Genomic DNA, 11,965 nt, shown 5'->3' with positions numbered 1-11,965 from the left:
AAAGATTATCTTATTTTTAAAGGCATTAAATTTGTCTCAATAGCATAAAACATCCTTAAAATGAATAAAATAGAACATATTGGTATCGCAGTAAAAGACTTAGAGGTTTCAAATACATTGTTTTCGGCCTTGTTAGGTGTGCCACATTATAAAACCGAAGCTGTAGAAAGTGAAGGGGTAAAAACTTCTTTTTTTAAATCTGGACCAAATAAAATAGAATTATTAGAAGCTACTAATGCAGATAGTGCCATTGCTAAATTTATTGATAAAAAAGGTGAAGGTGTACATCATATTGCTTTTGCTGTTGATGATATAGTTGCTGAAATTGAGCGTTTAAGCAACGAAGGTTTTAAAATTTTAAACCCTATTCCTAAAAAAGGAGCCGACAACAAATTGGTAGCATTTTTACACCCAAAAACAACAAATGGTGTGTTAATTGAACTTTGCCAAGAGATAAAGCCGTAATTTTTCTTGTAGAGTTTTAAAAAATGTATTAATATTGCAAACTCTTATTATAAGAGAGATTAGTTTTATACTAATTGGTCCTATAGCTCAGTTGGTTAGAGCACCTGACTCATAATCAGGTGGTCCATGGTTCGAGTCCATGTGGGACCACAACAAAAGCCTTTCAATTTATTGAAAGGTTTTTTTGGTTTATAGATGTAAATAATTAAATCAAAACCTCTCTAAAACATTACAATTACTTTCAATAAATAGTCTTTACGATAATTAATAACTTTTTATATCCAAAATTTAAAGACTTCATAATATTACCTTCTGCTTGCGTTAGTTTGTAACTAGTGATGATTATGAGTAAGTAAAAAGAGATGTAGTATAAAAAAATGAGTATTAAGTTATTCAATATTTTATATTCAATATAAAGTAGCTAATCACTTGTTTTCACAATTACAAAAGTATTTTTGATGTAGTTTTCAGTTGAAGAAATATATTTACGCTTTATTTAATAGTTGCACTTGCGGCAGCTGCTGTAATGCTAAATACATGTGATGTTGTTGGCATTAATGATGATTTGCATACAATAACGTTTACCATATAGTAGTAATTTATTACCAACTTCAAATTATTGTTTTGTAGTTTTTTTATACATTTAGGTATATAAAAAGAGTTTAAAGCTCACTTTTTAATAAAACATTTTTTTTAAAAACATTTTATTCGTCATAAAACTATATGAATAGAAAAAATGAGTATTTTAGATAATGTAATAAATAAACTTAAACCTTTTAATATAAGTTGTTTAAAGTTGTTTTATGATAAAGACTTTAAAAGCGTTTGATGTAACCTAAGTGAATATTATTTAGGAGTTTATCCTTTTGGATTTTTTTTTTTATACATTTACACCCCAAATAAGAACTATTTAAAAAAAATCATTCAAGCCCCTAAGAAAGAATTTTTTTATATTTAAAAGTATCTATAAATAATTTATTATTTACATAGATTTAACTTTTAAGAATCAAAATTTTGATAGCTTGCTTTTTTTTAGCAAAGGAATAATGAGAATACAAAATAAAACCATTTTAGCCTCAATCTTATTAGTATTAATAAGTTTTGTATCTGTTGCTCAGGAAACCTCAGTGCCTCAACCACCTGCACCACCACCACCACCAGGATTGCCTATAGATACGGCATTGCCTTATGTGTTAGTAATGGCTATTGTGTTTGGTATTGTTGTAAAATTAAAACAGTCAAGAAAACAGACTATTTAGTGCTGTTTAATTTCTGAATATATTTTCCAAGAACATCAAATTCAATATTTACAATACTTCCTACTTTAAAGGTATTGAAATTAGTATGTTCAAAAGTGTACGGTATTATTGCTACACTAAATTCATCGGTTTTTGAGTTTACAACTGTCAAACTCACTCCATTTACTGTTACAGACCCCTTTTCAATAGTCATATTATTTAAAGAAGCATCATATTTAAAAGTATATGCCCAACTCCCTTCTTGAGATACAACAGACGTACAAACTGCAGTTTGATCTACATGACCTTGTACAATGTGTCCATCCAAACGATCACCCAATTTCATGGCACGTTCTAGGTTAACAGCGTCATTGGTGTTTAAATTACCAATATTTGTCTTATCTAAAGTTTCTTTAATAGCAGTAACCGTATAACTGTTGTCTGTGATTTCAACCACCGTTAAACATACTCCATTATGAGAAACACTTTGATCAATCTTAAGTTGAGGAGTGATATTACTCTCTATAGTAAGGTGAAGATTCTCTTGCTCATGTTGTAAGCGAGTAACTTTTCCTATATCTTCAATAATTCCAGTAAACATAATGTCGAATAATTAATTAAATTTGCACCAAATAAAAAGGATATACAAAGCAAAGCATTTTTAGTGAAAGATTTTAATGATTTTTCAATCTATTAATAACTTCGTATTTCCTTTTTAAATAATACGAATATCCAAAGATGAAAAAAGAAGAAAAAATTAGAGTAGGTATATCGGTAGGAGACTTAAATGGAATAGGACCAGAAATCATTTTAAAAACATTTGAAGATTCTCGCATGTTAGATTTTTGCACTCCAGTTATTTTTGCATCAATTAAAGTTATGTCGTTCTTTAAAAAACACTTTAAAAGCAGTATTAACTTTCATGCGTTAAATGATATCAACCAAGTTGTAGATGGAAAAGTAAACGTTTTAAATATTTGGAAAGAAAACGTAACCATTAAATTCGGAGAAGAAAACAAAACAATAGGAGGTTATGCCGTAAAATCTTTAGAACGTGCAGCAAATGCATTAAAGGAAGGTGAGATAGATGTCTTAGTTACTGCGCCAATAAATAAGCATAATATACAATCAGATACTTTTAACTTTCCTGGTCATACTAATTATTTAGCAGAAGTATTAGGAGGAAAAAGCCTTATGTTTATGGTAACCGATACTTTAAAAGTAGGTTTACTTACTGATCATGTTCCTGTAAAAGACGTGGCAAGTCATATAACACCACAGGTTATTGAAGAAAAAATAAATACCGTATATAAATCATTAGTACAAGATTTTAAAATTAATAAACCTAAAATAGCCGTTTTAGGCTTAAACCCTCATGCAGGAGATAATGGTGTTATTGGAGAAGAAGACGATAAAATATTGAGTCCTACACTTCAAAAAATTAAAAAATCAGGAAAATTAGTATTTGGTCCTTATTCAGCAGATAGCTTTTTTGGATCTAATAGCTACAAGAAATTTGATGCTATTATAGCATCTTATCATGATCAAGGATTAATTCCTTTTAAAACTTTAGCCTTTGGAGAAGGTGTAAATTTCACCGCTGGATTAAATAAAATACGCACTTCACCAGATCACGGTACTGCATATGAAATCGCCGGAAAAGGAGTAGCAGACGAGAGTTCGTTTAAAGAAGCCTTGTTTTCTGCATTACAAATATTTAAAAACAGAGAAGAGTATTTAGAGCTTTCAAAAAGCCCTCTAAAACGTGCTCCAAAAAAGATATAAACATTTTTTTGTTTATAACATAGCTTTGTAAATAAAAAGTTTATATATTTGCAGGCTTAAAATGATTGTGAATATGAAACCGCTAAAGGATTATTTAATACCGTTTATTGGTTTAAAAGTAGGAAAACATCATTTTGATTATCAAATTGATAAAAAGTTCTTTGAACATTTTGAGTATGACGAATTTAATGATGTAGACATTAAAACAAACTTAACGTTTGAAAAAAAATCTACATTTTTTGAATTACACTTTGAAGTTGAAGGCTTCGTAAACGTTAATTGTGACGTTACTAACGAGCTATACAACCAAGAAGTTAAAGGAGATTTTGATCTCGTAGTGAAGTTTGGAGATGAGTATAATGACGAATATGAAAATATCTTAATTATCTCTCATGGAGAATATGAATTAAACGTAGCACAATTTATTTACGAATTAATTATATTATCAATGCCAGCTAAACGTGTTCACCCAGGGGTAGAAGATGGCACACTAGACTCGGACATACTTGAAAAATTAGAAGAATTAAGCCCAAAAGGCGACAAAATTAAGAGTGAATCAGAGGAAACAGATCCTCGCTGGAATACATTAAAAAAACTATTAACGGATAAATAATATAAAATGGCACATCCTAAAAGAAAGATTTCTAAAACTAGAAGAGATAAGAGAAGAACACATTACAAAGCTTCTGTACCTCAGATTGCTACGTGTCCTACAACAGGAGAAGCTCACTTATACCACAGAGCTCACTGGCATGAAGGGAAACTTTATTACAGAGGACAAGTTCTTATAGACAACTCTGAAAAAGAAGAGAATTTAGCATAATTATTATGCATGCATACAAAAAACGCTCACAACAGAGCGTTTTTTTTGTGATTAATTTTTGAATGTCTCAAAAACAACTTAATTTGCATAAGATTTATCTAGAAAAGTGGTAGATTCAATAAAAATTTACGCGTTTTTGGCTTTTTTTGCCAAATTTCCGAGTAACTAACAAAGAAAAAATGAGTAAAATCACAGCAGCAATAACCGCTGTCGGGGGATATGTCCCAGAATTTGTATTATCTAACAAAGTTTTAGAAACTATGGTAGATACTAACGATGAATGGATCACTTCTAGAACAGGTATCTCTGAAAGAAGAATACTTAAAGAAGAAGAAGGAGAAGGTACATCTTACCTTGCCATAAAAGCAGCCCAAGACCTTATAAATAAAAAGCAACTTGATCCTAAGGAAATTGATTTGGTAATTGTAGCAACTGCAACACCAGACCTTCCCGTAGCATCAACAGCAGTATTTGTAGCTACACAAATTGGAGCAACAAATGCTTTTGCATATGATTTGCAAGCAGCATGTTCTAGTTTCTTATACGGCTTATCTACAGCAACAGCTTATATTGAAGCAGGAAGATATAAAAAAATACTACTTATTGGAGCAGATAAAATGTCTTCAATAATTGATTATACAGATAGAGCAACATGTATCATCTTTGGTGATGGTGCAGGAGCTGTTTTATTAGAACCAAATACAGAAGGTCTAGGACTTCAAGACGAATATTTACGTAGTGATGGTTCAGGAAGAGAATTCCTTAAAATTGATGCAGGTGGATCACTCTTACCTCCAAGTGAACAAACGCTTAAAGACAAAAAACATTTTGTACATCAAGACGGACGTACTGTATTTAAATTTGCCGTATCAAATATGGCAGATGTATGCGAAAAAATAATGCAACGTAACAATCTATCAAACGATGATGTATCTTGGTTAGTACCACACCAAGCCAACATGAGAATTATTGATGCAACTGCAAATCGTATGAATTTAGACGGATCTAAAGTGCTTAAAAACATTCATAGATACGGAAACACAACATCAGCAACACTTCCGTTATTATTAGCTGATTTTGAAACTCAACTTAAAAAAGGTGATAACCTTGTATTTGCTGCATTTGGTGGCGGATTTACATGGGGGTCTATTTACTTAAAATGGGCTTATAACTCCTAAAAAAATAATTACTAACTAAAAATTAATCTAATTTATTATGGATATTAAGGAAATTCAAAACTTAATCAAATTTGTTGCTAAATCTGGAGCAAGTGAGGTTAAATTAGAAATGGACGATATTAAAATCACTATTAAAACTGGTGGTGATGATAAAGCAGAAGCAACTACAATTCTACAACAGATACCAATGGCACAAGCTCAAATGGCTCCTGCTGCTATTCCTGTTGCTGAAGTTGTAGCACCTGCTCAAGCAGCGGCTCAAGAAGAAGACTCAAAATATATTACTATTAAATCACCAATTATTGGGACGTTTTATCGTAAACCATCTCCAGACAAATCTGTGTTTGTAGAAGTGGGTACAACAATAAAAGAAGGTGATGTACTTTGTGTTATTGAAGCAATGAAATTATTCAATGAAATTGAATCTGAAATTTCAGGAAAAATTGTAAAAATATTAGTTGATGATGCTTCTCCAGTAGAATTTGATCAACCATTATTTTTAGTAGATCCATCATAACCATTTAAAAATTCCAATAGACAAATCTCAAAATCCAATATTTGGAATCTGGTGATTGGAATTTGTAATTTTTAATTTAAAAAGTTATGTTTAAAAAAATATTAATTGCCAATAGAGGGGAAATAGCATTACGTGTTATTAGAACCTGTAAAGAAATGGGCATTAAAACTGTAGCTGTATATTCTACAGCTGATGCCGATAGTTTGCACGTTAAATTTGCAGACGAAGCGGTTTGTATTGGTCCTGCTCCAAGTAGCGAATCATACCTTAAAATGTCTAATATTATAGCAGCTGCCGAAATTACTAACGCAGATGCTATACACCCAGGATACGGTTTCTTATCAGAAAACGCTAAGTTTTCTAAAATCTGTGAAGAACATAACATCAAATTTATTGGTGCTTCAGCAGAAATGATTAACCGAATGGGAGACAAAGCTTCAGCAAAAGAAACCATGAAAGCTGCCGGAGTACCTTGTGTACCAGGAAGCGAAGGTATCATAAAAGATTTTGAAGACTGCATAAAAGTAGCACTTGAAACCGGATACCCAGTAATGCTTAAAGCTACTGCTGGTGGTGGTGGTAAAGGAATGCGTGCCGTATGGAAACCAGAAGATCTTAAAGATGCTTGGGATTCTGCACGATACGAATCTAAAGCTGCCTTTGGAAATGACGATATGTATATGGAAAAACTCATTGAAGAGCCAAGACATATTGAAATTCAAGTGGTTGGAGATTCTCGTGGAAAAGCATGTCACTTATCAGAAAGAGATTGCTCAATACAACGTCGTCATCAAAAATTAACAGAAGAAGTTCCTTCTCCTTATATGACCGATGAACTAAGAGAAAAAATGGGAACCGCAGCAGTAAATGCAGCCGAATTCATCAAGTATGAAGGGGCCGGAACCGTAGAATTCTTAGTAGACAAACACCGTAACTTCTACTTCATGGAAATGAATACTCGTATCCAAGTAGAACACCCAATTACAGAACAAGTTATCGATTTCGATTTAATACGCGAACAAATTTTAGTAGCGGCAGGTGTGCCAATTTCTGGTAAAAACTACACCCCAAACCTACACTCAATTGAATGTCGTATTAATGCCGAAGACCCGTATAACGATTTCCGTCCTTCTCCAGGAAAAATTACAACATTACATGCTCCAGGAGGACACGGTGTACGTTTAGATACTCACGTTTATGCAGGATATAGTATTCCGCCAAACTACGATTCAATGATTGCAAAGTTGATTACAACAGCGCAAACAAGAGAAGAAGCGATCAATAAAATGAAACGCGCCTTAGATGAATTTGTAATTGAAGGTATTAAAACAACTATCCCTTTTCACAGACAGCTTATGGATCACCCAGATTATTTAGCTGGTAATTATACCACTAAATTCATGGAAGATTTCGTAATGGAAGCGCCTGCTGAAGACTAAAAATACTTAAGACTCCGAAAATAAAATTTCGGAGTTTTTTTATGGTGTTATTTTTGCTCACCAAAAAAGCAAAAGTCAGGCTATTCGCTATATCTTTTTTAATATTCTATAGGTGTCTAGCTACTTTCTTAAATAAAAAAAACATTCTGTATTTTTTAAATATGTGTTAATTCAATATAAAAAAAGGATGCCGCTACTATCCTTAACACAGACTGCGTATTTTCAAATTAAAAGCATAATTTTACCAATCCCAATTTATAGGGATTTCTCAATATGATAAAACGCTTTTTTAAATTCATTTTCAAAATCATTCTATGGCTATTTGTGTTATCTATAGCACTTGTGTTTCTGTATAAATGGATTCCGGTACCATTAACTCCACTTATGGTATTGCGTAGCGTAGAGATGCATAAAAAAGATAAAGACATAATTTTAAAACATGATTGGGTGGCAATAAACGAAATTTCAAAAAATGCACAATTAGCTGTAGTTTGTAGCGAAGATCAAAGTTTTTTAAACCATAACGGATTCGATTTTAAAGCCATTGAAAAAGCCTATCAAAACAATAAAAAAGGTAAACGTATAAAAGGCGGAAGTACCATAAGTCAGCAAACTGCAAAAAATGTATTTTTATGGCCCGAGCGTAGTTGGTTACGAAAAGGATTAGAAACCTATTTTACGTTTTTAATTGAAATTATTTGGGGAAAAGAACGTATTATAGAAGTATATTTAAACAGTATTGAAATGGGAAACGGTATTTATGGTATTGAAGCTGCGGCACAATATTGGTTTCATAAACCAGCCTCAAAACTTAGCGAATATGAGTGTGCAGCAATTGCATCAATTTTACCCAACCCAAGATCATACAAAGCAAATCCTGCATCAAAATACATCCAATCGCGTAAAATATGGATTGTAAAACAAATGCGATATATGGGACAACTTAATTTTAACTTAGAGCAAGCACCACACATTGAAAATTAAACAAGAACTATATCAACAGTGTTTCAATTTTATTGAACAACGTCTTATTACCGTACAGCATACCATGAGCGAAATACAGGAATCACTAACTAGCGAAACTAAAAGTAGCGCAGGTGATAAACATGAAACTGGTCGTGCTATGTTGCAATTAGAGCGCGAAAAGGCAGGAAATCAACTATCTGAAATTGTAAAAGTAAAGGAAGCTTTATCTAAAATTGATACTACCAAAACATCAAAAGTTGTTGGTCTTGGAAGCATTGTATATACCACTGAAGCTAATTATTACATTGCTATTAGTGCTGGCATATTAAAATTAAATAGTGACTCTTTTTATGCTATTTCACCAAGTACACCTATTGGTCAATTACTTATAGGTAAAACTTGCGGAGATATTATTTGTTTTAGAGCTACTGAATTTAAAATTATAGCTATACTTTAAAATCGTATTATAGAGTAGTTATAGCGAGATGTACCCCGGTATTGATTTCTATAAAAGTAGGATGATAAAAAAGAATATTACTACCATTTATTGTGGCTTCAATTAAATAATGATTTCCTTTAAAATAACTTTGAGTCACTACTGCTTTTATATTTGATTTTTCAACTACTTGTAATTGATGCGCATATACAATCTTACTATTAATCATATTAAATTCATCAAAAAATGAGGCGATTAAAGGTGTTTTAGGGTCTTTGTAAAGGGCTTGAGTAGTATCGTGAACTGCTATTTTATGATTGTTTAAAACCATCATTCTATCAGAAAAACCAAGTACGTCTTCCTTGTCATGAGTGGCAACAATACAGGTGATATTTTTTAGTTTTAAATATTTAAAGAGGTTACGACGTAAACTTTGCTTGTTAAAATTATCAATATGACTAAAAGGCTCATCTAGTAATAATATTTCGGGCTCGTTAGCAATCGCTCTAGCTAATGCCACACGTTGTTTTTGTCCGCCACTAAGTGTTTTTACTTTTACTTTAGCAAAATCGGTAAGTTCAACAACATCTAAAAGTTCTGCAATACGTGCTTTCTTCTCTTCAGGAAAAAAATTAGAAAGGTGTTTGCCTATATTTTCTTCAACAGTTATAAAAGGCATTAAATCAAATCCTTGAGCTACATGTTTCATAAAATCATAGCCTACAACAAGATTGAATTCAGGACCTAATATTTGGTTGTCGTTCCAAAAGATTTCTCCTTCGTTTAAATCGTGTTCACCGTATATTAATTTTAGGATAGTACTTTTTCCAGAGCCACTTTCTCCAATAATAGAAAGATGTTCGCCATCAGCGACGTTAAAAGATATAGCATCTACAACGGCTGTTTTATGGTACTTAAATGTGATGTTTTTTACTTGAAGCATACTGCAAAAATAACATAAAAAAATCGCTTAATGTCTTAAGCGATTTTTAAAAATCAGATAACTATTAAAATTTAATATTTTATAAACTTTTGAGTTTTTATTGTGGCTCCAGCAGAGATTCTTAAAATGTAGTTTCCAGCACTTAGTTGCGACACATTAATGGTTGTATTATTTAGTTTTCCTGTGGTAATACGTCTTCCTGTGATATCAAAAACAGTATACACTGCATTTGTTAAATTATCTATAGCACTAATATTTAAAAGATCTTGTGTTGGATTAGGGTACATAATTAAGTTTTCACTAAGTGTATCTTCAATACTTAATGTGTTTCCACCTTCATTTACAATCAATGTATTATTAATATTTGGACTGTTTATTTGATCTATAATACCTGATGGCCAAGTTATTTTTATATAATTAATATTGGTATCTGTACCAATCCCGAAATGAGTATTTAAGGTACTCATATACCTGAAACCTGTACCACTCTGTACATCTCTTATTTGTTTACCAGAAGCTGTATTAATTTCCACACGCGCACCTATACCGTTAATATTACTGTATCCGTTACTTGCTCCCCCTACAGTTACAATTTTTATCCAATTGTTTCCTGAGCTAGCATTATTAGTGTAAAGATTTCCACTTCCATTATACACATCCATATAACCATCGTTATTTCCATCTCCAATAGCTCCTGCAGAAGGTCCGGAGAATAGGTTGAAAGTAAGATCTCCGTTTCCGTATAGTATAGATCCGTTAGTGAAGACATCTAAATTTCCATCGTTATCAAAATCTACAGCAATACTTTCTATTCCGTAATTTGCATTTTCTACAATATATTGTTCAATAACATTTGTAAATGTACCGTCTCCATTGTTTCTCATTAGTTTATGGAAATTTTCAGGATCAGGTGTGTGTGTACCTCCAACAGCAAATTCATTAACACTTCCTCCAACATAAGCATCCATATCACCATCATTATCATAATCTCCCCATGCGGCAGACCAGGTTTGCATTGGATCGTCTAAACCTGCAAATGTCCCTACTTCAGTATAAACACCATTGCCATCATTTCTGTAAAGTTGATTGGTTCTGCGTTGTACAGATCCTCCACATTTTGCCATAAACATATCAATATCACCATCATTATCATAATCTATCCAAATCGACGCGTAATTTCCACCATCCACATGGCTCCCAAGTCCATTGGTATTGGTAAATGTTAAGGTATTGTTTCCATCGTTCATATACGAAATACTTTTTGCAGTATCATGACACATAAATAGATCTAAATGACCATCATTATTAATATCTACAAAGTTTGAACGTTGCGAAAATACACTTTCAGTTCCTGAGGTTTCCACATAAGATACGTCGGTATATCCACCAGTACCAGAATAGCTAGATGTCATAAAAGTAACCCCGCTTGTTGCTCCATATACTAAATCGGCATAACCATCTGCATTGTAATCACCTACAGATAAACTCCAAGATGGAAGAAAATTGGCAGCTGTGGTTACTTTTGTTACGGCATCAAAAGTACCACTTGTATTTTGAAGTTTTAATTTGATAGCACTTTGTTCAATATTTACTAAATCATCTAAATAATCACCATTAATATCTACAAAACCTCTATTGTAGGTACCGCCAACTGCTGGAGATGTTAATGTGAAATCAATTGGTGGTGGTATAATATATGGTGCTTCTGTAAGTTCCCAACTAAAAGCGTTGCTACTCCATTTATTATCCCAAACGATGTAATAGGTGTTTCCTACTTCAACATTAAAATTTGCTACAGACAGATAAGAACTTGTATTTGTGCCTGTATATTCTCCAGAATCATCATCACCAGTAATACAAATTAAATTAGTACATGTTCCTTTAAAAATATGAAGACGTGTGTCTCCGTCTGCATTTATTGCCAAGTCAGAACTTACAGTAACATTATAATTACTCGTAGGTTCATATTTTATCCATTCGGCATATTCTGTACTCGATCCATCGCTAATACAATAGGATAATGGTAATGTACCATCTATTGCTGAAACGGTGTAAGTTCCTGCAGTAACAGAGGTTGAATTTACTGCATCACTGCATAAATTGTAACTTTGAGCATTCATTTGATGAGCTGCAAAAAGTATTAGAATTAATAGTAAAGATTTTTTCATAATAACA

At 32.3% G+C, this 11,965-nt stretch carries 13 protein-coding genes and 1 tRNA gene; 11 read left to right on the top strand and 3 right to left on the bottom strand.

The features are described from left to right. The first annotated feature begins 60 nt into the window (after positions 1 to 60). The 3 genes from mce (at position 61) to ACU4C5_RS05105 (ending at position 1,724) form a co-directional block, all read left to right on the top strand. Complete coding sequence (mce, locus tag ACU4C5_RS05115) at positions 61 to 465, top strand: methylmalonyl-CoA epimerase (protein ID WP_446845976.1); 405 nt, start codon at positions 61 to 63, stop codon at positions 463 to 465. 76 nt (positions 466 to 541) lie between these two features. Next, a tRNA-Ile gene (locus ACU4C5_RS05110) sits at positions 542 to 615 on the top strand. Positions 616 to 1,511: 896 nt separating this feature from the next. Then, positions 1,512 to 1,724 carry an Fjoh_0651 family PID-CTERM protein gene (locus ACU4C5_RS05105; protein WP_446845975.1) on the top strand — a complete coding sequence of 71 codons (213 nt, stop codon included), beginning with the start codon at positions 1,512 to 1,514 and terminating at the stop codon, positions 1,722 to 1,724. Here ACU4C5_RS05105 and ACU4C5_RS05100 read toward each other — a convergent pair. Continuing rightward, on the bottom strand, positions 1,717 to 2,304 hold the full coding sequence (locus ACU4C5_RS05100) for a riboflavin synthase (protein ID WP_446845974.1): 588 nt from the start codon (positions 2,302 to 2,304) through the stop codon (positions 1,717 to 1,719). The genes ACU4C5_RS05105 and ACU4C5_RS05100 overlap by 8 nt on opposite strands. Positions 2,305 to 2,441: 137 nt before the next feature. Here ACU4C5_RS05100 and pdxA point away from each other — a divergent pair, with 137 nt between their 5' ends. From pdxA to ACU4C5_RS05060, 8 genes are all read left to right on the top strand, one after another. After that, positions 2,442 to 3,488, top strand: coding sequence for a 4-hydroxythreonine-4-phosphate dehydrogenase PdxA (gene pdxA / locus ACU4C5_RS05095; protein ID WP_446845973.1), 1,047 nt, complete (start codon positions 2,442 to 2,444; stop codon positions 3,486 to 3,488). Positions 3,489 to 3,561: 73 nt separating this feature from the next. Next, positions 3,562 to 4,101, top strand: coding sequence for a YceD family protein (locus ACU4C5_RS05090; RefSeq protein WP_446845972.1), 540 nt, complete (start codon positions 3,562 to 3,564; stop codon positions 4,099 to 4,101). 6 nt (positions 4,102 to 4,107) lie between these two features. Further along, complete coding sequence (rpmF, locus tag ACU4C5_RS05085; protein WP_076662774.1) at positions 4,108 to 4,311, top strand: 50S ribosomal protein L32; 204 nt, start codon at positions 4,108 to 4,110, stop codon at positions 4,309 to 4,311. A gap of 179 nt (positions 4,312 to 4,490) precedes the next feature. Next, positions 4,491 to 5,489 (top strand): beta-ketoacyl-ACP synthase III, encoded by a 999-nt coding sequence (locus ACU4C5_RS05080; RefSeq protein ID WP_446845971.1) that lies wholly within the window; start codon positions 4,491 to 4,493, stop codon positions 5,487 to 5,489. Positions 5,490 to 5,526: 37 nt separating this feature from the next. Then, a complete protein-coding gene (gene accB, locus ACU4C5_RS05075; protein WP_446845970.1) occupies positions 5,527 to 6,006 on the top strand; it encodes an acetyl-CoA carboxylase biotin carboxyl carrier protein in 480 nt (159 codons plus the stop codon). A gap of 86 nt (positions 6,007 to 6,092) precedes the next feature. Further along, a complete protein-coding gene (gene accC, locus ACU4C5_RS05070) occupies positions 6,093 to 7,445 on the top strand; it encodes an acetyl-CoA carboxylase biotin carboxylase subunit (protein ID WP_446845969.1) in 1,353 nt (450 codons plus the stop codon). 273 nt (positions 7,446 to 7,718) lie between these two features. Further along, on the top strand, positions 7,719 to 8,429 hold the full coding sequence (gene mtgA, locus ACU4C5_RS05065; protein WP_446845968.1) for a monofunctional biosynthetic peptidoglycan transglycosylase: 711 nt from the start codon (positions 7,719 to 7,721) through the stop codon (positions 8,427 to 8,429). Then, on the top strand, positions 8,419 to 8,868 hold the full coding sequence (locus ACU4C5_RS05060) for a 3-oxoacyl-ACP synthase (protein ID WP_446845967.1): 450 nt from the start codon (positions 8,419 to 8,421) through the stop codon (positions 8,866 to 8,868). Before mtgA ends, ACU4C5_RS05060 begins: the two co-directional genes overlap by 11 nt. A gap of 7 nt (positions 8,869 to 8,875) precedes the next feature. On the opposite strand, the gene ACU4C5_RS05055 is transcribed toward ACU4C5_RS05060, so the two are convergent. Next, a complete protein-coding gene (locus tag ACU4C5_RS05055) occupies positions 8,876 to 9,790 on the bottom strand; it encodes an ABC transporter ATP-binding protein (RefSeq protein WP_446845966.1) in 915 nt (304 codons plus the stop codon). A gap of 71 nt (positions 9,791 to 9,861) precedes the next feature. Continuing rightward, entirely contained in the window at positions 9,862 to 11,958 is a 2,097-nt protein-coding gene (locus ACU4C5_RS05050; RefSeq protein WP_446845965.1) for an FG-GAP-like repeat-containing protein, read from the bottom strand. Positions 11,959 to 11,965 lie beyond the last annotated feature (7 nt).

The sequence above is a fragment of the Lacinutrix undariae genome (assembly GCF_052934785.1).
Note: the sequence above shows the minus strand (reverse complement) of the source record. Positions and strands in the feature narration are given on the sequence as shown.

What these genes read in the sequence shown, in the direction of transcription:
- mce (WP_446845976.1), top strand. Translation starts at nt 61, where the DNA reads ATGAATAAAATAGAACATATTGGTATCGCAGTAAAAGACTTAGAGGTT.
- ACU4C5_RS05105 (WP_446845975.1), top strand. Translation starts at nt 1,512, where the DNA reads ATGAGAATACAAAATAAAACCATTTTAGCCTCAATCTTATTAGTATTA.
- ACU4C5_RS05100 (WP_446845974.1), bottom strand. Translation starts at nt 2,304, where the DNA reads ATGTTTACTGGAATTATTGAAGATATAGGAAAAGTTACTCGCTTACAA.
- pdxA (WP_446845973.1), top strand. Translation starts at nt 2,442, where the DNA reads ATGAAAAAAGAAGAAAAAATTAGAGTAGGTATATCGGTAGGAGACTTA.
- ACU4C5_RS05090 (WP_446845972.1), top strand. Translation starts at nt 3,562, where the DNA reads ATGAAACCGCTAAAGGATTATTTAATACCGTTTATTGGTTTAAAAGTA.
- rpmF (WP_076662774.1), top strand. Translation starts at nt 4,108, where the DNA reads ATGGCACATCCTAAAAGAAAGATTTCTAAAACTAGAAGAGATAAGAGA.
- ACU4C5_RS05080 (WP_446845971.1), top strand. Translation starts at nt 4,491, where the DNA reads ATGAGTAAAATCACAGCAGCAATAACCGCTGTCGGGGGATATGTCCCA.
- accB (WP_446845970.1), top strand. Translation starts at nt 5,527, where the DNA reads ATGGATATTAAGGAAATTCAAAACTTAATCAAATTTGTTGCTAAATCT.
- accC (WP_446845969.1), top strand. Translation starts at nt 6,093, where the DNA reads ATGTTTAAAAAAATATTAATTGCCAATAGAGGGGAAATAGCATTACGT.
- mtgA (WP_446845968.1), top strand. Translation starts at nt 7,719, where the DNA reads ATGATAAAACGCTTTTTTAAATTCATTTTCAAAATCATTCTATGGCTA.
- ACU4C5_RS05055 (WP_446845966.1), bottom strand. Translation starts at nt 9,790, where the DNA reads ATGCTTCAAGTAAAAAACATCACATTTAAGTACCATAAAACAGCCGTT.
- ACU4C5_RS05050 (WP_446845965.1), bottom strand. Translation starts at nt 11,958, where the DNA reads ATGAAAAAATCTTTACTATTAATTCTAATACTTTTTGCAGCTCATCAA.